Genomic DNA, 22581 nt, shown 5'->3' with positions numbered 1-22581 from the left:
TCTCCCCTTGGTCCGTCGGCGTTCTTCAGGACGCGCGTTCCGGCGCGGCGATGATGGCCGCCTTCACCGCGCGGCGCCAGCCGGAAAGCAGCCGCTCGCGCTCCCTCGCGTCCATGCGCGGGGTCCAGACGGCCGGGGCCTCGGCCGGGCGATGCTCCAAGTCGTCGATCAGGCCGACGCCGAACGCGGCCAGGCGCGCGGCGCCCAGCGCCGTCATCTCCTGGAAGGCGGGACGTTCGACCGCCACCTGGCAGATGTCGGCGACGAACTGCATGGCGAAGCTGTTGGCGGTGACGCCGCCGTCGACCTTCAGCGTCGTCAGGGGCGGGGCCCCGTCGTCGGCCAGGGCGTCCAGCAGGTCGCGGGTCTGATAGGCCAGGGCCTCCAGCGCGGCGCGCACGAAATGGGCCGGGCCGGAATCGCGGGTCAGGCCGACCACGGTCCCGCGCGCCTCGGGCTCCCACCACGGCGCGCCCAGGCCGGTGAAGCCGGGGACCAGATAGACGCCGCCGTTGTCCGGCAACCCCTGCGCCATCGCCTCGGACTGGCGGGATTCCGAGATCATCCTCGCCCCGTCGCGCAGCCATTGGATCGCCGAGCCGGCCGAGAAGATCGACCCCTCCAGCGCATAGGCCGTGCGGCCCTGCGTCCCGGTCCGGGTGGCGAAGCCGAGCGTGCCCAGCAGGCGCCGGGTCGAGGCGACCGGTTCGGCCCCGACATTGGCGACCAGGAAGGCGCCGGTGCCGTAGGTAATCTTGGCGTCGCCGGGGTTCAGCGCCCCATGACCGACCAGGGCCGCCTGCTGGTCCCCGGCCGATCCGGCGACGGGCAGGGCGCGGCCGAACAGCGACGGCTCGCTCTCGCCGATCACCTCGGCGCAGCCGACGATGCGGGGCAGGGCCTGGATGGGCACGTCGAACAGGGCGCACAGGTCCTCGCGCCATTCCAGGGTCTTCAGGTCCATCAGGCTGGTGCGGGCGGCGTTGGTGGCGTCGGTCGCATGGACCCGCCCGCCGGTCAGCTTCCAGATCAGCCAGGCGTCGATGGTGCCCAGCAGGACCTCGCCCCGCGCCGCCCGCTCTCGCGCGCCCGGCACGGCGTCCAGCAACCAGGCGAACTTGGTCGCCGAGAAATAGGGGTCCAGGATCAGGCCGGTCGCCCGCTGCACCGTCGCCTCGTGGCCCGCCGCCGCCAGCCGGGCGGTGACGTCGGCGGTGCGCCGGTCCTGCCAGACGATGGCGCGGTGCAGAGGCTCGCCCGTCGCGGCGTCCCAGATCACCGACGTCTCGCGCTGGTTGGTGATGCCGATGGCGGCGAAACGGCCGATCCCGCCCGCCTGGCGCACCACTTCGCGACAGGTCTGCAGCGTCGCGGTCCAGATCTCGGCGGCGTCGTGCTCGACCCAGCCCGAGCGCGGAAAGTGCTGCGCCAGCTCGATCTGGCTGACGGAAAGGGGGTGCAGGTCTCCTCCCCGGCCTGTTGGTTCGCCCACCGCGCTTCGCGCTGCTCGAGGCGTAACCTCGAAGGCGATGGCGCGGCTGGAGGTGGTGCCCTGGTCGATGGCGAGGATCAGGCTCAAGTCGTTTCTCTCCCGATAGGCTTTACGCTAAGGGGAGCACATGACGAACCGCCTGCCCAGCTATGAAGGCGTGCTGGACGCCGCCCGCCGGATCGAGGGCGTCGCCGTCCGCACCCCGCTGGTCGAGAGCCCGGCCCTGAACGAGCGGATCGGCGGCCGGGTGCTGATGAAGGCGGAAACCCTGCAACGCGCCGGCGCCTTCAAGTTCCGGGGCGCCTACAACCGCATCAGCCGTCTGGACCAGGACGAACGGCGGCGCGGGGTCGTGGCCTTCTCCTCGGGCAATCACGCGCAGGGCGTGGCGGCGGCGGCGCGCCTGGTCGGGACGCCGGCCATCATCGTCATGCCGGCGGATTCCCCCGCGGTGAAGGTCGAGGGCGTGCGGTCCTTCGGCGGCGAGGTGCGCTTCTACGACCGCTGGAGCGAGAGCCGCGAGGCCATCGGGGCCGAAATCGCCGCCCAGCGCGGATCGGTCCTGGTGCCGCCGTTCGACGACCCCTTCGTCATCGAAGGCCAGGGCACGACGGCGCTGGAGATGCTGGACCAGGCCGACGGGACGATCGACCAACTGCTGTGCGGCGCCTCGGGCGGCGGGCTGATGGCGGGGATCAACCTGGTCATGGCCGAGCGCAGTCCGCAGACGGACGTCGTCGTGGTCGAGCCCGAGGCCTTCGACGACACGGCCCGCTCCCTGGCGGCCGGCGAACGCGTCGCCCATCCCCAGGGGCCGCCGTCGATCTGCGACGCGCTGATGGCGCCCATGCCCGGCGAGCTGACCTTTCCGATCAACCGGCGCTGCGCCGGGGCGTTGACGGTGTCGGACGCCCAGGTGGCCGAGGCCGTGGCCTTCGCGTTCCGTCATCTGAAGCTGGTGGTCGAGCCGGGCGGGGCCGTGTCGCTGGCCGCCCTGCTGGCCGGAAAGATCGAGGCGAAGGATCGGGTGACCGCCGTCGTCCTGTCGGGCGGCAACGTCGACCCCGGCCTGTTCGCCGCCATCATCGAGGGGCGTTTTCAGGCCTGACTTCCCTTCGCGCCCCGCTTCGGGGAAGGTGGCGCGAACAACGGGAGGACAGGATGCCCAAGACCAGCGAACTGCAGGGCCTGATCGGGCAGGAGGTCGGGGTCTCGAAATGGTTCGAGATCACCCAGGCGCGCATCGACGCCTTCGCCGACTGCACCGAGGACCACCAGTTCATCCACGTCGATCCGGAGGCGGCGAAGAAAACCCCGTTCGGCGGGACGATCGCGCACGGCTTCTTGACCCTCAGCCTGGCCTCGGCCATGAGCTATGACGCGGTCGCGCCGCTGGACGGGGTCGTGATGGGCGTCAACTACGGCTTCGACAAGCTGCGCTTCCTGGCGCCCGTCCCGGCGGGATCGCGCGTGCGCGGCCGGTTCAAGCTGCTGTCGGCCGAGGACAAGGGCGGCGGCCGCTGGCTGCTCAAGCACGAGTTGACGGTCGAGATCGAGGGCGGCGACAAGCCCGCCCTGATCGCGGAATGGCTGGGGATGCAGATGGTCGGCGGCTGAGGCGGCCAAAAGGAAAAGGGCCCGGAACCTGCGTTCCGGGCCCTTGCCCCTAGTCCAGCGTGCGCTTGATCTCTTCGACCGTGAAGCACTCGATGTAGTCGCCTTCCTTGATGTCCTGGAAGCCGGCGAACTGCATGCCGCACTCCTGGCCCGAAGGCACCTCGTTGACCTCGTCCTTGAAGCGCTTGAGCGTGTTGAGCACGCCCAGTTCCAGCACCACCACGTCGTCGCGGATGATGCGGACGCGCGCGCCCTTGCGGACCACGCCCTCGGTGACGCGGCAGCCGGCGATCTTGCCGACCTTGGAGATGTCGAACACCTGCAGCACCTGGGCGTTGCCCAGGAAGGTCTCGCGCTGCAGCGGCGCCAGCATCCCCGACAGCACGCCCTTCATGTCGTCCAGCAGGTCGTAGATGATCGCGTAGTAGCGGATCTCGACGCCCTCGCGCTCGGCCAGGTCGCGCGCCTGTTTCGAGGCGCGGACGTTGAAGCCCAGGATCGGCGCCCCGGCCGACTTGGCCAGGTTGACGTCGCTCTCGGTGATGCCGCCGGCGCCCGAATAAACGATGCGCGCGCGGACCTCGTCGTTGCCCATCTTCTCCAGCGAGGCGGCGATGGCCTCGCCCGAGCCCTGGACGTCGGACTTGATGACGACCGGCAGTTCGCTGATCTTCTTGGAGCCGAGCTTGGCCATCATGTCGACCAGCGACACCGAGCCGCCCGACACCTGGGCCTTCTCGCGCTTCACCCGCTGACGGTATTCGGTCAGCTCGCGGGCGCGGGCTTCGGAATCCACCACGGCGAAGACGTCGCCGGGCGACGGCGCCTCGTCCAGGCCCAGGATCTCGACCGGGACGGACGGGCCGGCCTCGGTCAGCTGCTCGTTGCGCTCGTTCAGCAGGGCGCGGACCTTGCCCCAGGCGCCGCCGGCCACGACGATGTCGCCGCGCTTCAGCGTGCCGCGCTTGACCAGGACGGTGCCGACCGGGCCGCGGCCCTTGTCCAGCTTGGCCTCGATGACCACGCCTTCGGCCGAACGGTCGGGGTTGGCGCGCAGGTCCATGACCTCGGCCTGGATCAGGATGGCTTCCAGCAGGCCGTCCAGGTTGGTGCGGTTCTTGGCCGAGACCTCGATGATCTGGGTGTCGCCGCCCAGGCTCTCGGCGATGACCTCGTACTGCAGCAGCTCGTTGACGACCTTCTGCGGATTGGCGTCCGGCTTGTCGATCTTGTTGACCGCCACGATGATCGGGGCGCCGGCCGCCTTGGCGTGCTGGATGGCCTCGATCGTCTGGGGCATGACGCCGTCGTCGGCGGCCACCACCAGCACCACGATGTCGGTGACGGTGGCGCCGCGCGCCCGCATCGCCGAGAAGGCGGCGTGGCCGGGGGTGTCCAGGAAGGTGACCTTCTGGCCGTCCTCCAGCCGCACCTGATAGGCGCCGATGTGCTGAGTGATGCCGCCGGCCTCGCCCGCCGCCACGTCGGTGGTGCGCAGCGCGTCCAGCAGGCTGGTCTTGCCGTGGTCGACGTGGCCCATGATGGCCACGACGGGGGCGCGGGTTTCGGACGCCTCGGCGTCGTCGGCCTCGCCCAGGAAGCCCGTCTCGATGTCGGATTCGGACACGCGCTTGACCGCCATGCCGAACTCTTCGGCCACCAGTTCGGCGGTGTCGGAATCGATCACGTCGTTGATCTTCATCATCATGCCCTGACGCATCAGGAACTTGATGATGTCGACGCCGCGCACGGCCATCCGGTTGGACAGCTCCTGCACGGTGATGACGTCGGGGATGACCACTTCGCGCGGACGGTTCGGCGCGTCGGTCGATCCGCCCTTGCGCTTTTCCTTCTCGCGTTCGCGGGCGCGGCGGACCGAGGCCAGCGAGCGCATCCGCTCGGCGGCGTCGCCGTCGCCGACCACGGACTGGATGGTCATGCGGCCTTCGCGGCGCTTGGGCTCGCCGCGCGTGCGGCTGACCGCCTTGCCGGCGTCGGAGAAGCGCTTGTCGCGGTCGTCGTCGCGGCCGACCGGACGGCCGAAGCCGGCGCCGGTCGAGCGGCTGGGACGGGCCACTTCCGGCGTCGCGGGCGGAGCGTTGGGCGCGGCGCGGCCGCCGGGGCCGGTGCGCGGGCCGCCCGGACGGGCGCCGCCGGGGGCGGGACGCGGGTTCAGCGCCGAATAGCGGACCGGCTCGGCCGGACGGGCGCCCTGGGGCCGCGCGCCGGGTGCGCCGGAGCGGGCGCCTTGCGGGCGGTCCGACGACGGGCGCTCGGGACGATCGGAATAGGACCGCTCGCCGCCGCCCATCGCCTGTTCGCGGGCCGAGCGGCCGCCGAAGGCCGGACGTTCGGCGGGCGCGCGCTGCGGATTGCCCGGCTTGGGCGCCCGCTGGCCGAAGTTGACGGCCGGACGTGCAGGCGCGGCCGGACGCGACGGCGCGGCGGGGGGCTGAGTCTGGGCCGGGGTCGGCGCCTGGGCCGCAGGCGCGGCGGGTGCGGCCGGCGCGGGCGCGGCCGGCTTGGGCGCCGGCTTGGCGGCCGGGGCCGGGGCGGCGGCGGCCAGCTTGGCGGCCTCGGCGCGCGCGGCCTCGGCGGCGGCCTTGGCGGCGGCGGCCTCGTCTCGGGCGGCCTGGGCGGCGCGTTCGGTGGCGGCCGCCTGCTCGCGGGCTTCGGCCTCGCGCTGGGCGCGTTCGGCGGCGGCGGCGCGTTCGCGTTCCGCATTGGCCTGGGTGGCCAGGGCGATGGCGCGGCGACGGGCCTCCTGCTCCTCGGGCGACAGGGCGCCGCCGGCGGGCTGGGACGAACGCGGCGCCTGCGGACGCGGGGCCTGGCCCTGGTCGTTGCGCGGACGCGCGACGTCGAAGCCCTGCGGCCGTTGCGGGCCGCTGGCGCCGACGCGGCGCTTGGTCTCGACCACCACCGTCTTGGATCGGCCGTGGCTGAAGCTCTGCTTCACGGTGCCGGTCGAAACCGATCCCGCGGCGCGCGGCTTCAGGCTCAGCGGCGCGCGCGGTCCCGTCTGGGACGGCGCGCCGCCGGTGTTGGAGCCCTGGCCCTGGTTGGTCTTGTCGTTTTCGTCGCTCATCCGGTCGCTTTACTTGGGGCGGAACAGCCCGCCGTCGTCTTCAATGCACATGAACGGCCGTGAGCCCGTCTCCGTCCCTGGAGACAGGCCCGCGCCCGCCAAAATCCTCAACTCGCCCCTGTCGGTGGGGCTCCCGCCGATCCGTCCTCGTCACCGGAAACATCCCAGTGAGGGGGGCGAAGCGGCCGAAATCCGGCCAGTCGTTCGACCTCGATGGTCCAGCGATCGGCCCGTCCGCCCGCAAGCAGGACGGCGTGTATCGCATTTTCCAGCCCGAGGGCCAAACTCAAATCGTCCGCGCCGAACGCGCCGCAGATGCGGGCGGTCTGGTGGGCGGCCAGGGCCAGCAGCTTTCCGCGCCCGTCGGCCGATCCGTCGGACGCCTCGACCAGCCAGGCGGCCTTGCCTGAACGGATCGCCGCGGCGGACTTTTCGAAGCCGGAGATAAGCACGCCTTCGCGCCGGGCAAGACCCAGCTGGTCCAGACAGCGCCGGGCCAGCAGTCTCTCGACCATGTCGGACAGGTCGGCCGGGGCCGACAGCGGCGTCTTGGCGGCGCGGGAAAAGCCGTTCTTCCTGACCGCCTGATCGACCGCGGCGCGGGTCGCCTCGACCCACAGGCCGCGCCCGGGCAGCTTGCGCCCCAGGTCGGGGACGACCTGGCCCTCGGGCCCGGCGACGAAACGGATCAGGCGAGATTCGTCCATGACCTGGTGGCTGACCAGGTCCCGGCGTTCCCTATCGATCGTCGCGTCGCGCAAGCTCATGGAGGGCCAGGGTCTCCATCACGCGTCGCGGGACTGTTCGAGGTCTTCGGCGAAGACCTCCGCGTCGCCGTTCTCGAGCTCGGCCTCTTCCAGCCCCTCGGACGAGGCTTCGCCGAACACCTGGTCGGGATCGTATTCGCCCTCGGCGTACTCGCCCTCTTCCTCGTATTCCGGCTCGGGCTGCGGCAGTTCGGACGCGTCGATCCAGCCGGCGGCCACGCGGGCCTGCAGGATCAGCAGCTCGGCGTCCTCCTGGGCCAGGTTGAAGCTTTCCAGCACGCCCGGAACCTTGACGCGCTCGCCGCCGCGGACTTCGTAGCCGCCGCGGATCTCGTCGGTGGCCAGGTCGGCCAGGTCCTCGACCGTCTTGACGCCGCCCTCTCCCAGCGCGACCGCCATGCCCAGGGTCACGCCCGGCACGTCCAGCACGGCGTCCTCGACGCCCAGCTCGGTGCGCTTGGCGTCCAGCTCGGCGGCCTTCTTGTCCAGGAAGTCGCGGGCGCGGGCCTGCAGTTCCTCGGCGGTCTCCTCGTCGAAGCCCTCGATCTCGGCGACTTCGTAAGGCTCGACATAGGCCAGGTCCTCGACCGTGGCGAAGCCTTCGGTGACCAGCAGCTGGGCGATGACCTCGTCCACGTCCAGGGCGTCCTGGAACAGGGCGGTGCGCTCGGTGAATTCCTTCTGGCGGCGCTCGCTATCCTGGGCCTCGGTGATGATGTCGATCTGCCAGCCGGTCAGCTGGCTGGCCAGGCGCACGTTCTGGCCGCGACGGCCGATGGCCAGCGACAGCTGCTCGTCGGGCACCACGACCTCGACGCGGCCGGCTTCCTCGTCCAGCACGACCTTGGACACCTCGGCCGGGGCCAGGGCGTTGACGATGAAGGTCGGCTCGTCGTTGTTCCACTGGATGATGTCGATCTTCTCGCCCTGCAGTTCGGCGACGACCGCCTGCACGCGGCTGCCGCGCATGCCGACGCAGGCGCCGACCGGATCGATGGAGCTGTCGTTCGACAGCACCGCCATCTTGGCGCGCGAGCCGGCGTCGCGGGCGGCGGCGCGGATCTCGATCACGCCGTCATAGACCTCGGGCACTTCCTGGGCGAACAGCTTGGCCATGAAGCCGGGGTGGGCGCGGCTCAGCATCACCTGCGGGCCCTTGGCCTCGGGGCGGACGTCGTAGATGTAGGTGCGGATGCGGTCGCCGATGTTGAACACCTCGCGCGGGATGGACTGGTCGCGGCGCATCACGCCCTCGCCCCGGCCCAGGTCGACGATGGTGTTGCCGTATTCGACGCGCTTGACCGTGCCGTTGACGATCTCGCCGACGCGGTCCTTGAACTCTTCGTACTGGTTGGCGCGTTCGGCCTCGCGGACCTTTCCGGTCACGACCTGGCGGGCCATCTGGGTCTGGACGCGGCCGAATTCGAACGGCGGCAGGACCTCGACGTAGTCCTTGCCGACCACGGCCTCGGGGTCGCGCTTCAGCGCGTCCTTCAGGCGCACCATGGCGCTGTCGTTGAACTCTTCCAGCTCGTCTTCCGGCTGCCAGTCGTCCTCGACGACCGTGACGTGACGCGTCAGGGCCAGTTCGCCGGTCTTGTGGTCGATCTTGGCGCGGATGTCGTGGTGGGCGCCGTAGCGCGACTTGGCGCCCTTCTGGATCGCCTCCTCGATCGCCTCGATGACGATCTCGCGGTCGATGTTCTTCTCGCGCGCGACCGCGTCGGCGATCTGCAGCAGTTCGAGGCGGTTGGCGGAAATACCGGTGACGGCCATCAGGCGTTGTCCTCAGAGGGGGTCTTGGTGTCGGTGTGTTCGGCCGCCCCTTCGGGCAGGCCGTCGTCTTCGGGTTCGCCGCGCGCGGCGCGGATGGCGGCGCCCCGCTTCATCAGGGCGTCGGTCAGCACCAGCTTGGCGTCGGCCAGCCAGTCGAAGGGGATCAGGGCGGTGTCGTCCTCGCCGTCCAGGTCGATCAGGACGTTTCCGTCCTCGAACCCGGCCAGCACGCCCTTGAAGCGCTTGCGGCCCTCGATCATCCGGTCGGTTTCCAGCCGCGCCTCCTCGCCCTCGAACAGGTCGAAGTCCACGGGACGGGTCAGGGGCCGGTCGACGCCGGGCGACGAGACTTCCAGCAGATATTCGCCCGCGATCGGGTCGGCGGCGTCGAACACCTCGGAAATGGCGCGGCTCAACTTGGCGCACTGTTCGACCGAGATGTCGTGGTCGGAGGGGCGCTCGGCCATCACCTGCAGGCGCTGGCGCCGGGAACCCGACATCAGGCGCACGCGCACGACGTCCAGGCCCAGGCTTTCGGCCACGGGGTCGATCAGCTCCAGAAGCTGGCGGTCCTGTGCGGTCTTTGCGCGCAAAGAGGTCGGTCCAAAACAAAAGCGGCGGTCCGTCCGGGCCGCCGCTTCGATACGGCGTCGTCGGACGCCGGTCTAACGATGTGAGAGGCCATATAGGCGCATCACGACCGCTTGTCAGCCCTCTTCGTCACAGCCGCCGGTATTCGAGGAAGATCGGCGTCGTGTCGCCCAGCCGCTTTTCCTCGTAGCGGGTGACGACGTGGTCGGCGGGGGCGGCGAACCAGTCCTGGTCCGCCGGGCCGACCCGTTGCAGGCCCGGCGTGCGCTCCAGGCGTTCCAGCGCCCATTCGGCATAGTCGCGCCAGTCGGTGACGAAGCGCAGCGTCCCGCCGGGCTTCAGGATGCGGGCGAAGGCCTGGGCCGTCTCGTCCTGCAGCAGGCGGCGCTTGTTGTGGCGGGCCTTGTGCCAGGGGTCGGGGAACAGGATCAGCACCCGGTCGACCGAGGCGTCCGGCAGGGCGTCGACCACGTCGCGCGCGTCGTCGGCGTGGATGCGGACGTTCTTCAGGCCCTGCTCGTCGATGTGGCGCAGGGCCGAGGCGACGCCGTTCAGGAACGGCTCGCAGCCGATCACTAGCACGTCGGGCCGACGCGCGGCCTGGGCGGCCATGTGCTCGCCCCCGCCGAAGCCGATCTCCAGCCAGACCTCGGTCGCCTGGGGCGCCAGCGCCTGGGGGTCCAGCGGCCCCGCCTTGGGGTCGGGCACGGCGACCGCCGGCAGCAGCGTATCCATCAAGGCCGCCTGGCGCGGCTTGATCGGGCGGGCCTTGATGCGGCCGAAGGACCGCAGGGGACGGTCGATATGGGGGTTTTCGGGTTCGGACACGGACTTCGGCGGGCGGCGCCCCATCGAACGGGGCCTGAATCTGAGCGCGCCTGACACAGGGTTTGCGCGCCGGTGTCAACCGAGGCCCGGCGCGCGGGGCCTCAGTCGCCGTGCTTGCCCACGCTTTCGAACGTCGGCTCGGCGGCCTTGTGCACATACTGTTCGGCCACCAGCCAGGCCTTGAAGGGGCGCAGGCACCCCAGGCACAGGGCCACCAGCAGCGGCAGGGTCACGACCGCATGGACCCAGATCGGCGGATGGACTGTGAATTCGAACGCCATCATGAAGATCATGCCGATCAGGCCGGCGCCGGACATGACGAAGAAGGCCGGGCCGTCCGCCGGATCGGCGAAGCCGTAGTCCAGGCCGCAGTCCGGACAGCTTTCGCGCAGCGACAGATAGCCCTTGAACAGCGGCCCCTTGCCGCAGCGCGGGCAGCGGCAGGCCAGGCCGGTCTTCAGGGTGCTGAGGCGGGGCGTTTGCATGGGGTCATCCTGAGCCGGAACGCGGCGCTTGTCGCTGGGACGAACGGTCCTATCCGTAACTCTACGGTGAACGGCGGTTAACCGCGATTAAAGGGCTTTGGGGCAAGGGCTTGGAAGATATGTCCGGGGCCCTGGCCAGCAAACGCATCCTGAACACGACCGTGGCGGCCGCCGCGGCCGGCGCCGTCGCGTTCGCCCCCCTGGCGCCCCTGGCGCAGGAGGCGGCCTCGCGCGGCGGCGATCCGCTGTCGATCGACATCGGCCAGTCCAGCGAATTCACCCGGCTGGAGTTCGGCGGCGTCATCGGCGTGCGCAGCCAGGTGCGGCGCGACGGCGACAAGGTGGTGGTGCGGCTGGGCACGACCGCCGCGCCCGACGTCTCGCGCCTCAGGGTCGATCCGCCCGAGGGCGTCACGGGGGTCGAGACGCGCCAGGCGCGCGGCGGCACGGACCTGATCATCACCCTGGCCGAAGGGGCCGAGGCGCGGTCCGGCGTCGCCGACGGGGCGGTGTGGCTGAACCTCTATGCGCCGGGCAAGGCGCCCGAGCCGAGCCGCGCCGAACGGGCCGCGACGGAACGCTCGGTGGTGCCGGTCCGCGCCGTGGCCAGCGACGACAAGACGGTGCTGACCTTCCAGTGGGCCGCCCCGGTGGGGGCCGCCGTCTTCCGCCGCGGCGAGGCGGTCTGGATCGTGTTCGACACCGCCGCCCGCATGGACCTGACCGGGGCGCGGGCCCTGGGCCAGGCGCGCGACGCCCGCTGGGCCGCCGGCCCCGACTACACCGTGGTGCGCCTGTCCGCGCCCGAGGGGCTGGCCCTGTCGGCCCAGGGGCAGGGCGGGACCTGGACCGTGACGCTGGGCGGGCCGCCGTCGGGCGCGACCGGGGTGGAGATCGACCGGTCCGCCGACGGCTCGCCGGTGCTGACGGCCCGGATGGCGGGGGCGACCAAGACGGTCTGGCTGACCGACCCGCTGGCGGGGGACCGCTTCGCCGCCGTCACCGCCCTGGCGCCCGGCAAGGGGCTGGGCCAGCCGCGCCGCACCGTCGATCTGACCCTGTTGCCGACCGCCCAGGGCCTGGCGGTCGAGACGCCGACCGACGACCTGAAGATCGACGCCGCCGGGGACCTGGTGACGCTGAGCCGGCCGCGCGGCCTGACCCTGTCGCCGCCGTCGGCCCTGCTGGAGGCGGGCGACCATGACGCCGACGCGCCGCGCAAGGCCGCCCATCCGGCGCTGATCCTGGACGAGTGGGCGCAGCTGGGCCAGGCGGGCTTCTCGGACCGCTATCGCCGGCTGCAGGACGCCGCCGGGCTGGAGACGATCGCCGCCGACGGCGACCCCCGCGCCCCGATCTCGGCGCGGCTGGCCCTGGCGCGCTTCCTGGTCGGATCGGGGCTGAATTACGAGGCCATCGGGGTGCTGAACGCCCTGGTGGACAAGGCGCCCAACATGCTGGGCGAGCCCGAGGTGCGGGGCCTGCGCGGCGTCGCGCGCGTCGGCGTGGGCCGGCTTGAGGAGGCGCAGGCCGACTTTTCCGGGGCGGCCCTGGCCAACGATCCCGCCACCCAGGTCTGGCGCGGCTATATCGCCGCCGAACAGGGCGACTGGACCGAGGCGCGCCGCGCCTTCGCCGCCGGCGCCTCGGTGGTCGACGACTTCCCCCGGGAATGGCGCGCCCGCTTCGGCGCCGCCCATGCGATGGCGGCGATCGAGACGGGCGACCTGCCCGCCGCGCGCCAGCTGCTGGCCTATGTCTTCAGCCAGGACGCCCCGGCGGCGGACCAGCTGACAGCCCGGCTGGTGCAGGCGCGGCTGTTCGACCTGAGCGGCGACAAGGACCGGGCGCTGGCGGTGTACAAGGCGGTGGCGCGCGCCCCGATCGAGGCGATCGCCACGCCCGCGCGCCTTGGGGTGGTCAGCCTGGAGATGGACAAGGGCGCGATCACGCCCGACCAGGCCGCCCAGCAGCTGGAGCAGCTGAAATGGCGCTGGCGCGGCGACGCCACCGAATTGGCGGTGATCCGCAAGCTGTCGGACATCTATCTGCAGCGTGGCCGCTATCGCGAGGCGCTGGACGCGCTGCGCAGCGCGGGCAAGCGGATGGCCGGCGTGCCGGGCGCGACCGAGATCATGGCCGACCAGTCCGACGCCTTCCGCGCCCTGTTCCTGGACGGCGCCGCCGACGGCCTGCAGCCGGTCCAGGCCCTGGCGCTGTTCTACGACTTCCGCGAACTGACGCCGATCGGCGCCGACGGCGACGAGATGGTGCGCCGCCTGGCCCGCCGGCTGATCGACGTGGACCTGCTGGACCAGGCCGCGGAACTTCTGAAGCACCAGGTGGACGAGCGGCTGGACGGCGTGGCCAAGGCCCAGGTCGCGACCAATCTGGCCACCGTCTATCTGATGGACCGCCAGCCGGAGAAGGCGCTGCAGGCGATCTGGGGCTCGCGCACCACCCTGCTGCCGACAGCGATGAACAGCGAACGCCGGGCATTGGAGGCGCGCGCCCTGATGGATCTGGGCCGGTTCGACCATGCGCTGGAGGTGCTGGACCGGGACCAGTCCGACCCCGCCCGCGAGGTCCGCGCCGACATCCTGTGGAAGCAGCAGAAGTGGGCCGAGGCCGCGGCCCTGTACGAGGCGCGCCTGGGCGGACGATACCGCGACACGGCCACGGCCCTGTCGCCGTCCGAAGAAAGCTGGCTGGTCCGCGCCGGCGTGGGCTATTCGCTGGCGGGAAACCGCGCCGCCCTGCAACGGCTGAGCGGCCAGTACCGGCCGTTCCTGGACCGGGCGAAATCGGCCAACGCCATCCGCGTGTCCCTGGACGACAGCCTGTCGGGCGTGGCGGGGGCCGGCGACTTCTCCGCCCTGTCCAGCGGGGCCGACACCTTCGTCGGCTGGGTCGAGAAGGCCAAGGCGGACTTCCGAACGGAAACGGGCGGAGATCGCGCCGCGACCCCCGCCCGTTCGTAAGCTTCGATCCGTCCCAGGCGGGACGGGCGAAAGGCCTTAGCCGTTTACGGCGTCCTTCAGCGGCTTGGAGACGCGGAAGCGCACGGCCTTGGAGGCGGCGATCTTGATCGTGGCGCCGGTGGCCGGGTTGCGGCCTTCGCGCTCGGCGCGGGCGGCGGTGTCGAAAACGCCCAGGTTCGAGATGCGGACGTCGCCGCCCGACTTCAGGGACTTGTGGATGTTCTCGACGATGGCGGTCAGCACCTTGCCGGCGTCGGCCTGCGAGACACCGGCGTCCTTGGCGACAGCGGCGATCAGTTCGGCTTGAGTGGTCATGAGAAGCGTTTCCAGTGTTAGTCGCCCAATTCAGGGCGAGGACCGGCGGATCAACGCGGATTTCGGACGGCATTGCAAGCGCGGAAAACGCGCAAAGCCTTGCGGGGCGGGGATTATCCCCCGCCGGCGCCCCTCTGGAAGCTCTCCACCAGACTGCCCGCGACCAGTCGCCAGCCGTCCACCAGCACGAAGAAGATCAACTTGAACGGGAGGCTGACGACCACCGGCGGCAGCATCATCATGCCCATGGACATCAGCACGCTGGCGACCACCAGATCGATCACAAGGAACGGAACGAAAAGGAGAAATCCGATCTCGAAGGCCCGCTTCAGCTCGCTGATCATGAAGGCGGGCGTGACCACGCGCAGCGGCAGCTCCTGGACGTTCTGGGGCGCCTCGATGCGGGACAGGCGGGTGAACAGGGCCAGGTCGCCCCGGTCCACCTGGGACAGCATGAAAGTTTTCACAGGTTCGGACGCCGCATCGAACGCCTGGGGCAGCTCCATCTGCTGATCCAGCAGCGGACGCACCCCCGAATCATAGGCGTCCTGCCAGGTCGGAGCCATGACGATGGCGCTCAGGAACAGGGCCAGCGACACCAGCACGGCGTTCGGCGGCGACTGCTGCAGGCCCAGCGCCGTGCGCAGCAGCGACAGCACCACCACGATGCGCACGAAGCTGGTGGTCATGATGACGATCGACGGCGCCAGCGACAGCACCGTCATCAGGCCGATCAGCTGCACGACCCGCTGGGTCAGGCCGGAGCCGGTGCCCAGGTCGATGTTGATGGCGGAACCGGACTGGGCCGCCTCCTGGGCCAGGGCGACGACGGGCCAGGCCAGGCACACCAGCGTGGTGAACAGCGACAGCAGGGCGGCGCGCTTCAACTCGGCGGCGGCGGGAACGGCGAAAATCCTCTCCCTCCCCCTGCGGGGGAGGGTGGCCGAGCGGAGCGAGGTCGGGTGGGGCGGGCAAGGCGACGCATCGCCCATCTGTCTTGCGTCGGGCCGCGCGGCCTTGCCAGGCCGCCCCCACCCCGTCGCTGCGCGACGACCCTCCCCCGCAGGGGGAGGGAGAAAACCGAAAGGCTTCACTTGGCGCCTCCGGGCTGGCGCGGCTCGATCAGTTCGCGGCCCTCGCCCAGCAGGATCAGCCGTTCCTCGTCGTCGACGCGCACCAGGACCAGCCGGCGCGCCGGGTCCAGCACCAGGGTCTCGACCACCTGCAGCCGCCGCTCGCCCCTGTGCGCCTGGAGCCGGGCCATCAGCTGGGGCGCATAGCGGCGCACGGCCCAGGCGGCCAGGCCGATCAGGCCCAGGGTGAAGGCCAGGCCGAAGACGGCGCGGAGAAGGTCGAGGAAGTTCATCAGATCGCCCGGCGCGCGTCCGGCGAGGGCGCGCGTTCGGGGGCGACTGTTAACCGGCAGGGTTAACGACCGGTTGAGATAACGGCCTATTAACCATGCAGGCGGCATTTTCTGCCCATCGCGCCCCGCCGGGCGCCGACGGGAGATCGCCATGGGCGTCGCCGACATTCCTCTGCTGGGCCAGATCAAGGGCCGCCTGGGCTGGCTGGACGAGCGCCAGAGGGTCATCGCCTCCAACGTCGCCAACGCCGACACGCCCGGCTACGTCGGCCGCGACCTGAAGCAGCCGACCGACTTCGCCGCGGCGATGCAGAACCGTCGGCTGACCATGACGCGCACCAACGCCGCCCACATCGCCCCGGCCGGATCGCCGGTCCGTTTCGATTCGACCCGGGCGCCGGATTCCGAAACCACGCTGGACGGCAATTCGGTGGTGGTCGAAGAGCAGATGCTGAAGATGGCCGAGAGCCGCATGGCCTATGACGCCGCCATCGGCTTCTACCAGAAGTCGATGTCGATGATCCGCCTGGCCGCCAAGAAGCCGGGCCAGGCGTGAGGAAGGACTGACCCATGCCGGACCCCATCCCGCCCTCCAACTCCGCCATGGCCGTGGCCGCCTCCGCCCTCAAGGCGCAGCAGTCGCGCATGCGCATCATCGCCGAGAACATCGCCAATGCGCAGTCGACGGCGCGCACGCCGGGCGGCGAACCCTATCGTCGCCAGACGCCGGTTTTCCAGCCGCGCGAGGTCGCCGGCGCCACCGGCGTGGCCCTGGCCGAGGTGCGGCCCGACCAGAGCGACTTCAAGATGGACTACGACCCGTCGCACCCGGCCGCGAACGCGCAAGGCTATGTGATGCGGCCCAACGTCGACACCCTGGTGGAGGCGATGGACATGCGCGAAGCGCAGCGCGCCTATGAGGCCAATCTGAACGTCATCGAGACGGCGCGGTCGATGGACATGCGCACCCTCGACATCATCAAGCGCTAGGGGCTGAGCCGTGATGAATCCGATGATGGCCGCCCGCGCCTACGCCGCCGTCCAGGGCGGGGCCATGCCCACAGCCACGCCCGCGCCCCAGGCCGGGGACGGCGGCTTCGCCGACCTGGTCAAGTCGGCCATGACCGACATGAGTCAGCAGTCGCGCGCGGCCGAGACCCAGATGACCCAGGCCATCGCCGGCCAGGGCAATCTGATCGACGTCGTGACCGCGCTCAGTTCGGCCGAAGCGTCGTTGGAAACCGTGATCTCGGTTCGCGACCAGGTGATATCGGCCTACAAGGAAATCATGGCCATGCCGATCTGACGGCCGGCCAGACGGCCTCAGTCGTCCAGGCGCCCCATCAGGAACAGGGCGCCGACGGCGGTCAGGGCCCCCAGGGCGAAGGCGCTGATCACGGCGCCGGTGACGGCCGCGGTCGACAGGGTGATGGGACGCGCCTCGTACCATTCGACGATGTCGGCGTCGTCGAAGGCCTCGTCCTCGTGATCCTCGATGATGACGTCGGGGGCGGTCATGGGGGTGCTCCGTATTCCGTGTCGGTTCAATCCGTGCGCACGGCGACGGTTCCCGCGCAACCCCCGTCGTGACACGCAAGCGCCCATCCGCTAGGACGCGCGGCTCAGGTTTCAGACTTTCGAAGACGATCCCATGGCCGGCCATTCCAAGTTCAAGAACATCATGCACCGCAAGGGGCGGGCCGACGCGGCGCGCTCCAAGCTGTTCTCCAAGCTGTCGCGCGACATCACCGTGGCGGCAAAGTCGGGCCTGCCGGACCCGGCCATGAACCCGCGCCTGCGCCTGGCGGTAAATAACGCCAAGGCCGAGAGCCTGCCCAAGGACGTGATCCAGCGCGCCATCAACAAGGCGACCTCGGGCGACGCCGACACGATGGAGGAAATCCGCTACGAGGGCCGCGGCCCCGGCGGCGTCGGCGTCATCGTCGAAGCCCTGACCGACAACCGCAACCGCGCCGGTTCGAACATCCGGGCCGCCTTCTCCAAGAACGGCGGGGCGCTGGGCGAGATGAACTCGGTCGCCTTCATGTGGGACAAGGTCGGCAAGATCGTCTATCCGGCCGAGGCGGGCAGCGAGGACGCCGTGATGGAGGCCGCCATCGAGGCCGGCGCCCAGGACGTCGAGAGCGACCTGGAGAAGCCCGACATCTACGAGGACGCGCCCGGCCACACCATCTGGACCGCCTTTGAGGACCTGAACGAGGTGGCCGAGGCCATGTCCAAGGTGCTGGGCGACCCCAAGTCCACCGCCATCGTCTGGAAGCCCCAGTCCGAGGTGCCGGTCAGCGGCGACGCGGTCGGGACCCTGTTCAAGCTGCTGGACGCGCTGGACGCCGAGGACGACGTCTCGGCCGTCTATTCCAACGAGGACGTCTCGGACGAAGACGCGGCCAAGTACGCGGGGTGATTTCCGCGAGGGCGGCGGCCGTGATACGGTCGCTGCATGACCGTGCATGCGACCATCGCCCTGGACGAGGCCGTGAAGGCCAAGCTGGACGCCCTGGCGAACGCCCGACAGGCCCCGATCGGCGACATCGTCGCCATGGCGGTGTGGGACATGGCGGTGGAGGAAGAGGCGACGCCCTTTGCGTCCACAGACGAGGAAACGGCCTTTGAGGCCGCCGTGGACAAGGGTCTGAAGTCGCTGGAAGAAGGCCGCCTTCATCCGCAAGAGGACGTGGTCGCCGCCCTGGCCGCGCAACGCGCCGCCCGCAGGGGATGAGGGTCGATTGGTCGGACGAGGCGTTGCGGATCTGCTCGACGCCTACGCCTTCATCGCCGCCGACAATCCCTCGGCCGCCGAACGCGTTCAGGATCGTCTGGTCGAGGCGGCGCGCACTCTGCGCGACCTGCCCAATAGAGGCCGTGAAGGCCGCAAGCACGGCACGCGTGAACTGAAGGTTTCGGATACGCCCTATCTGATCGTCTACACGGTCGGCGGCGAGGCGGTCACAATCCTTCGCCTCTGGCACGGCGCGCGCAAACCGTTTGAATAGAGCGAGTCGTTCGCACGGAACCGGGCCGCGCGCCGGGCGTATCGAGGCTTCACCGTTGCGACCGGAGCGCCCCCGATGGACATCACCCAGCTGATCCTGGACGACCACGCCGAGCAGCGTCGGCTGTTCGCCATCATCGAACAGATCGACCCCAAGGACACGGACGCCCTGACGAAGGTCTGGAGCCGGCTGTCGGCCTTTCTGGACGTGCACGCCGAGGCCGAGGAACGGTTCTTCTATCCGCAGCTGCTGAAGCTGGGCGAAGGCGCCAACGACGCCGAGGACGGCACCGTCGAGGGCGAGACCGAGGACGCCATCGAGGACCACAACAAGCTGCGCGACGCCGTCAAGGCCGTGGCCGCGCACGCGGTCGGCTCCAAGGCGTGGTTCGAGGCGGTGGGCCAGGCCAATGTCGTCAACTCCAAACACATGGGCGAGGAAGAGCGCCAGGGTCTGACCGATTTCCGCATCAACGCGGACGTCGCCGTGCGCCACGACCTGGCGGTCCGGTTCGCGGCCTTCGAGGCCGAGCACATCACGGGCGTCAAGCCGGTGAACAAGGACCCGGAACACTACGTCGACGCGCACGCCTGAGACGATCCGTCCCCGGAACATCCGAAAAGCGCCGCCGTTGAAGGCGGATGAACCTGGAGAATCTTCCCGACGCCTTCCTGCCGATCCTGGGCGCCGTCGTCGCCGGCGGCGTGATCGGGCTGGAGCGCGAATGGCGCGGACGCGCGGCGGGGTTCCGCACCCACATCCTGGTCAGCCTGGCCTCGGCCCTGCTGATGCTGGCGGCCATGTCGCAGGCGGACTGGGCCTTCCGCGCCCTGCCGGACGAGAACATCGTCACCGATCCCACCCGCATGGCGCACGGGGTGCTGACCGGCATCGGCTTCCTGTGCGCGGGGGTGATCTTCCGCACCGGTTTTTCCATCCACGGCCTGACCACGGCGGCGTCGCTGTGGATCACCTCGGCCCTGGGGCTGCTGTTCGGGGCGGGCCTCTACGGCCTGGGGGCGGCGGGAACCGTGGTGACGGCGCTGATCCTGATCGGCCTGAGGCTGATCAGCCGCAACCTGCCCGCCCGCATCCTGGCGGACGTGGAGGTCGCCTGGGCGCGCGGGGACGAAGCGACGGGTCAGGCGGTCGTGGCGGCGGTGAAGACCGTGGACCCCGCGCCGCGATCGGACCGGCTGGAACTGGTCGACGAGGGGCGGCTGCAACGTCGCGCCTGGCGCCTGAAGGTGACGGCGGACGGCGATCTCCTGACGCTGGGCGAGGCGCTTCGCCGCCTGCCCGGGGTGGCGGCCTACCGGCTGGACCCGCGCGACGACTGACGGGTTCATTGCTCGCTAACCGTCTTTGGGGCATGAGGAACGGATGGCGAACGACTCCATCCGAATCCTGGGGCTGGACCCCGGCCTGCGGCGCACCGGATGGGGCGTGGTGGCGGCCGAGGGCGCGCGGCTGCGCTGGGTCGCCCACGGGGTGGTGACGCCGCCCGAGGCCGCGCCCTTCGCCGAACGGCTGGTGCACTTGCTGGACCATGTGGGGGCGATCTGCGCCGAACACGGCTGCGAGGAGGCGGCGGTCGAGGAGGTGTTCGTCAACGTCAATCCGGCCTCGACGCTGAAGCTGGGCCATGCGCGGGCGGCGGTGATGCTGGCGCCGGCCAAGGCGGGGCTGACGGTGGCGGAATATTCGCCGAACCTGATCAAGAAGGCGGTGGTCGGCGCCGGCCACGCCGACAAGAGCCAGATCGCCTTCATGGTCAAACGCCTGCTGCCCACCGCCGGAGACGTGAAGGCCGACGCCGCCGACGCCCTGGCCGTGGCCATCACCCACGCGCAGTTGAGGAAGCATCGGATCCTCGCCCGCATTGCGGGGGAGGCGGACCGCGAAGCGGTGGACGGGGCGAACCGAAGCACCATGCCTGAGGTCGCCCCATCCGTCACGACGCAAGGGCGTCGCGGTCCCCCTCCCCCGTACCGCTTCGCTTCACGGGGGAGGATCGCGTGATCGGGCGTCTGCGGGGCGTGCTGGCCGAGGTCGGAGAGGCGGACTGCCTGATCGACTGCGGCGGCGTGGGCTATGTGGCGTCGTGCGGGGCGCGCACCCTGGGCCGCCTGCCGGCGCCGGGCGACGAGGCGACCCTGCACATCCATTCGCAGTGGAGCGAGGACGCCGGGCCGCGCCTTTACGGCTTTCTGACCCGCGACGAGCGGCGGGCCTTCACCACCCTTCTGGCCATCCAGGGGGTCGGGCCCAAGGCGGCGCTGGCGGTGCTGGACGTCCTGCCGCCCGGCGAACTGGCGGGCGCGGTGGCGCGCGAGGACAAGGCGGCGGTGGCGCGCGCCAACGGCGTGGGACCCAAGCTGGCGCTGCGGATCGTCACCGAGCTGAAGGGCAAGCCGCTGGGCGAGGCGACCTTCGCCCCGAGCGCATCCGGCGTTCATGCCGAGGCGGCGCCCCCGCCGCCCTCGATAACGGGAGAAGCCGTGTCGGCCCTGCTGAGTCTGGGCGTGGTCGAGGTCAATGCGCGCCGGGCCGTGGACCAGGCCCTGATCCGCCTGGGCGAGGACGCCGACCTGTCCGCCGTGATCCGCGCGGCCCTGCAGGAGCTGGGGCGGTGAATTTTTATTCCCCGATCATCCCGGCGAAAGCCGGGACCCAGTGCTTTGGGCGCTCAGGTGCTGATTTGAGAACACCGAAAGGCGTCCCGCGTCTCGCGGTGCGAAAGAACTGGGTCCCGGCTTTCGCCGGGATGAGCGGAATTTCAATATGACCCGCGTCATCTCTCCAGAAGCAGAAACCGGCGAGGCTTACGACCGCGCCCTGCGGCCCCAGACCCTGTCCGAATTCGTCGGCCAGTCGCAGGCCAAGGGCAACCTCAAGGTCTTCATCGACGCCGCGCGCGGTCGGGCCGAGGCGCTGGACCATGTGCTGCTGTTCGGACCGCCGGGCCTGGGCAAGACCACCCTGGCGCAGATCGTGTCGCGCGAACTGGGCGTCGGCTTTCGCGCCACGTCCGGGCCGATCCTGGCCAAGGCCGGCGATCTGGCGGCCATCCTGACCAATCTGGAGCCGCGCGACGTCCTGTTCATCGACGAGATCCATCGGCTGAGCCCCCAGGTGGAGGAGATCCTCTATCCGGCGATGGAGGACCATGTGCTGGACCTGATCATCGGCGAGGGGCCGTCGGCGCGCTCGGTGCGGATCGACCTTGCGCCCTTCACCCTGGTCGGGGCGACGACGCGGGCGGGCCTGCTGGCCACGCCGCTGCGCGACCGGTTCGGCATTCCGCTGCGGCTGGAATTCTACACGCCGGAGGAACTGTCGGCGGTGGTGCGCGGCGCGGCGCGCAAGATGGGCGCGGGCATCGACGAGGGCGGCGCGCGCGAGATCGCGACGCGGGCGCGGGGCACCCCCCGGATCGCCGGCCGGCTGCTGCGCCGGGTGCGCGATTTCGCCGACGCCGACGGCAGCGTGACCATCACCAAGGCGGTCGCCGCGCGCGCCCTGTCGCGGTTGGAGGTGGACGAGGCGGGCCTGGACAGCCTGGACCGGCGCTTCCTGAAGGCGCTGATCGAGAACTACGGCGGCGGTCCGGTCGGCATGGACACCCTGGCGGCGGCGATCGCCGAGGCGCGCGACGCCGTCGAGGACGTGATCGAACCCTATCTGCTGCAGCAGGGCTTCATCATGCGCACCCCGCGCGGGCGGATGGCCTGCGCGCGCGCCTACGCCCACCTGGGCCTGACCCCGCCGCCCCAGCCCCCGCCTTCGGGGGCCGTCGCCGCGCCGGACCTGTTCGACGAGCGCTGAGTTGCGCCGCCCGGCGATCGGTGCATCATCGGCGCATGGAGACGCCGCCGTCCCGCCTGGTCTTTCGGCTCCGCCCGCTGACGCTGGCGCTGGGCGCCGTCCTGATCGGGCTGATCGCCTTGGCCGGCTGGAACTGGTCGCGCCGGCCGCCCGCGCCGCCGGCCGAGCCGGCCCAGGCCCGCACCGCGCGCCAGGTGCGCGAACAGGCGGGACCGGCGGCCGAGCTGCGCCAGGCCGAGGCGGGCCAGAGGCGCGCGGTCTGCGGCTATATCGGGCGGACGCGCGGCGGGCCGGCGGTCGGCTTCGTCTCGACCCCCAACCGCATCCTGTTCAGCGACGATCCCCTGCCCAAGGAGTTCGCCGAGATGCGCGCCCGCTATTGCCCCGGCTTCATGCAGGGGCCTCCGCAGCCGCCGCCGATGCGCTAGACTGG

General features: G+C 70.8%; 25 protein-coding genes and 1 pseudogene. 15 read left to right on the top strand and 11 right to left on the bottom strand.

Going from position 1 to position 22581, the window contains the following annotated elements:
- Positions 1-25: 25 nt before the first annotated feature.
- Entirely contained in the window at positions 26-1573 is a 1548-nt protein-coding gene (glpK, locus tag M8231_RS14380; protein ID WP_431307135.1) for a glycerol kinase GlpK, read from the bottom strand.
- A 46-nt stretch (positions 1574-1619) separates the two neighbouring features.
- Between glpK and M8231_RS14375 the strand changes: the two genes are divergently transcribed.
- Positions 1620-2600: a threonine ammonia-lyase gene (locus M8231_RS14375; protein ID WP_249749404.1), complete on the top strand. Its 981-nt coding sequence runs from the start codon at positions 1620-1622 to the stop codon at positions 2598-2600.
- 53 nt (positions 2601-2653) lie between these two features.
- Positions 2654-3109, top strand: coding sequence for a MaoC family dehydratase (locus M8231_RS14370; protein ID WP_249749405.1), 456 nt, complete (start codon positions 2654-2656; stop codon positions 3107-3109).
- A 49-nt stretch (positions 3110-3158) separates the two neighbouring features.
- Here the strand turns inward: M8231_RS14370 and infB are convergent, their stop codons facing one another.
- The 6 genes from infB to M8231_RS14340 form a co-directional block, all read right to left on the bottom strand.
- Positions 3159-6197: a translation initiation factor IF-2 gene (gene infB, locus M8231_RS14365; protein WP_249749406.1), complete on the bottom strand. Its 3039-nt coding sequence runs from the start codon at positions 6195-6197 to the stop codon at positions 3159-3161.
- 107 nt (positions 6198-6304) lie between these two features.
- Entirely contained in the window at positions 6305-6964 is a 660-nt protein-coding gene (locus M8231_RS14360) for an RNA-binding protein (RefSeq protein WP_250201765.1), read from the bottom strand.
- Between the two features lie 18 nt (positions 6965-6982).
- A complete protein-coding gene (gene nusA, locus M8231_RS14355; RefSeq protein ID WP_249749407.1) occupies positions 6983-8740 on the bottom strand; it encodes a transcription termination factor NusA in 1758 nt (585 codons plus the stop codon).
- A complete protein-coding gene (rimP, locus tag M8231_RS14350) occupies positions 8740-9333 on the bottom strand; it encodes a ribosome maturation factor RimP (protein WP_249749408.1) in 594 nt (197 codons plus the stop codon). Before rimP ends, nusA begins: the two co-directional genes overlap by 1 nt.
- Before the next feature lie 127 nt (positions 9334-9460).
- Positions 9461-10159: a tRNA (guanosine(46)-N7)-methyltransferase TrmB gene (trmB, locus tag M8231_RS14345; protein ID WP_249749409.1), complete on the bottom strand. Its 699-nt coding sequence runs from the start codon at positions 10157-10159 to the stop codon at positions 9461-9463.
- A gap of 101 nt (positions 10160-10260) precedes the next feature.
- Entirely contained in the window at positions 10261-10644 is a 384-nt protein-coding gene (locus M8231_RS14340) for a DUF983 domain-containing protein (RefSeq protein ID WP_249749410.1), read from the bottom strand.
- A 119-nt stretch (positions 10645-10763) separates the two neighbouring features.
- Between M8231_RS14340 and M8231_RS14335 the strand changes: the two genes are divergently transcribed.
- Entirely contained in the window at positions 10764-13625 is a 2862-nt protein-coding gene (locus M8231_RS14335) for a tetratricopeptide repeat protein (protein ID WP_250202626.1), read from the top strand.
- A 36-nt stretch (positions 13626-13661) separates the two neighbouring features.
- Here M8231_RS14335 and M8231_RS14330 read toward each other — a convergent pair whose 3' ends face one another.
- From M8231_RS14330 to M8231_RS14320, 3 genes are all read right to left on the bottom strand, one after another.
- Entirely contained in the window at positions 13662-13940 is a 279-nt protein-coding gene (locus M8231_RS14330; RefSeq protein ID WP_201217035.1) for an HU family DNA-binding protein, read from the bottom strand.
- Positions 13941-14053: 113 nt separating this feature from the next.
- Positions 14054-14854 carry a flagellar type III secretion system pore protein FliP gene (gene fliP / locus M8231_RS14325; protein ID WP_250202625.1) on the bottom strand — a complete coding sequence of 267 codons (801 nt, stop codon included), beginning with the start codon at positions 14852-14854 and terminating at the stop codon, positions 14054-14056.
- Between the two features lie 176 nt (positions 14855-15030).
- A complete protein-coding gene (locus M8231_RS14320) occupies positions 15031-15306 on the bottom strand; it encodes a FliO/MopB family protein (RefSeq protein ID WP_249749413.1) in 276 nt (91 codons plus the stop codon).
- A 151-nt stretch (positions 15307-15457) separates the two neighbouring features.
- On the opposite strand from M8231_RS14320, the gene flgB reads away from it, so the two are divergent.
- From flgB to fliE, 3 genes are read left to right on the top strand one after another with little or no spacing between them, the layout of a single operon-like run.
- Complete coding sequence (gene flgB, locus M8231_RS14315; protein WP_201217041.1) at positions 15458-15862, top strand: flagellar basal body rod protein FlgB; 405 nt, start codon at positions 15458-15460, stop codon at positions 15860-15862.
- A gap of 47 nt (positions 15863-15909) precedes the next feature.
- On the top strand, positions 15910-16296 hold the full coding sequence (gene flgC / locus M8231_RS14310) for a flagellar basal body rod protein FlgC (RefSeq protein ID WP_249751912.1): 387 nt from the start codon (positions 15910-15912) through the stop codon (positions 16294-16296).
- A 13-nt stretch (positions 16297-16309) separates the two neighbouring features.
- On the top strand, positions 16310-16612 hold the full coding sequence (gene fliE, locus M8231_RS14305; RefSeq protein ID WP_249751913.1) for a flagellar hook-basal body complex protein FliE: 303 nt from the start codon (positions 16310-16312) through the stop codon (positions 16610-16612).
- A gap of 17 nt (positions 16613-16629) precedes the next feature.
- Here the strand turns inward: fliE and M8231_RS14300 are convergent, their stop codons facing one another.
- Positions 16630-16824, bottom strand: a complete 195-nt coding sequence (locus tag M8231_RS14300; protein ID WP_249749414.1) for a hypothetical protein — start codon at positions 16822-16824, stop codon at positions 16630-16632.
- Between the two features lie 133 nt (positions 16825-16957).
- Between M8231_RS14300 and M8231_RS14295 the strand changes: the two genes are divergently transcribed.
- The 9 genes and pseudogenes from M8231_RS14295 to M8231_RS14255 all read left to right on the top strand — a co-directional run bounded on the left by M8231_RS14295 (position 16958) and on the right by M8231_RS14255 (position 22576).
- A complete protein-coding gene (locus tag M8231_RS14295) occupies positions 16958-17731 on the top strand; it encodes a YebC/PmpR family DNA-binding transcriptional regulator (protein ID WP_249749415.1) in 774 nt (257 codons plus the stop codon).
- A 36-nt stretch (positions 17732-17767) separates the two neighbouring features.
- Positions 17768-18046 (top strand): hypothetical protein, encoded by a 279-nt coding sequence (locus tag M8231_RS14290; RefSeq protein WP_249749416.1) that lies wholly within the window; start codon positions 17768-17770, stop codon positions 18044-18046.
- A gap of 7 nt (positions 18047-18053) precedes the next feature.
- Positions 18054-18320, top strand: a complete 267-nt coding sequence (locus M8231_RS14285; protein WP_249749417.1) for a type II toxin-antitoxin system RelE/ParE family toxin — start codon at positions 18054-18056, stop codon at positions 18318-18320.
- A gap of 75 nt (positions 18321-18395) precedes the next feature.
- Positions 18396-18914 (top strand): hemerythrin domain-containing protein, encoded by a 519-nt coding sequence (locus M8231_RS14280; protein ID WP_250201764.1) that lies wholly within the window; start codon positions 18396-18398, stop codon positions 18912-18914.
- Positions 18915-18961: 47 nt separating this feature from the next.
- Positions 18962-19660 (top strand): MgtC/SapB family protein, encoded by a 699-nt coding sequence (locus M8231_RS14275; protein ID WP_249749419.1) that lies wholly within the window; start codon positions 18962-18964, stop codon positions 19658-19660.
- A 43-nt stretch (positions 19661-19703) separates the two neighbouring features.
- Positions 19704-20195, top strand: a pseudogene (ruvC, locus tag M8231_RS14270) (crossover junction endodeoxyribonuclease RuvC); the annotation flags it as partial.
- Positions 20196-20338: 143 nt separating this feature from the next.
- The gene (ruvA, locus tag M8231_RS14265) at positions 20339-20956 is read left to right on the top strand and encodes a Holliday junction branch migration protein RuvA (RefSeq protein ID WP_249751914.1); all 618 of its coding nucleotides are present in this window, start codon (positions 20339-20341) and stop codon (positions 20954-20956) included.
- A 148-nt stretch (positions 20957-21104) separates the two neighbouring features.
- Entirely contained in the window at positions 21105-22148 is a 1044-nt protein-coding gene (ruvB, locus tag M8231_RS14260; RefSeq protein ID WP_250201763.1) for a Holliday junction branch migration DNA helicase RuvB, read from the top strand.
- A 35-nt stretch (positions 22149-22183) separates the two neighbouring features.
- Positions 22184-22576, top strand: a complete 393-nt coding sequence (locus tag M8231_RS14255) for a hypothetical protein (protein ID WP_249749420.1) — start codon at positions 22184-22186, stop codon at positions 22574-22576.
- The last annotated feature ends 5 nt before the right edge of the window (positions 22577-22581 follow it).

This window comes from Brevundimonas albigilva, assembly GCF_023573565.1.
GTDB classification, from domain to species: domain Bacteria; phylum Pseudomonadota; class Alphaproteobacteria; order Caulobacterales; family Caulobacteraceae; genus Brevundimonas; species Brevundimonas albigilva.
Note: the sequence above shows the minus strand (reverse complement) of the source record. Positions and strands in the feature narration are given on the sequence as shown.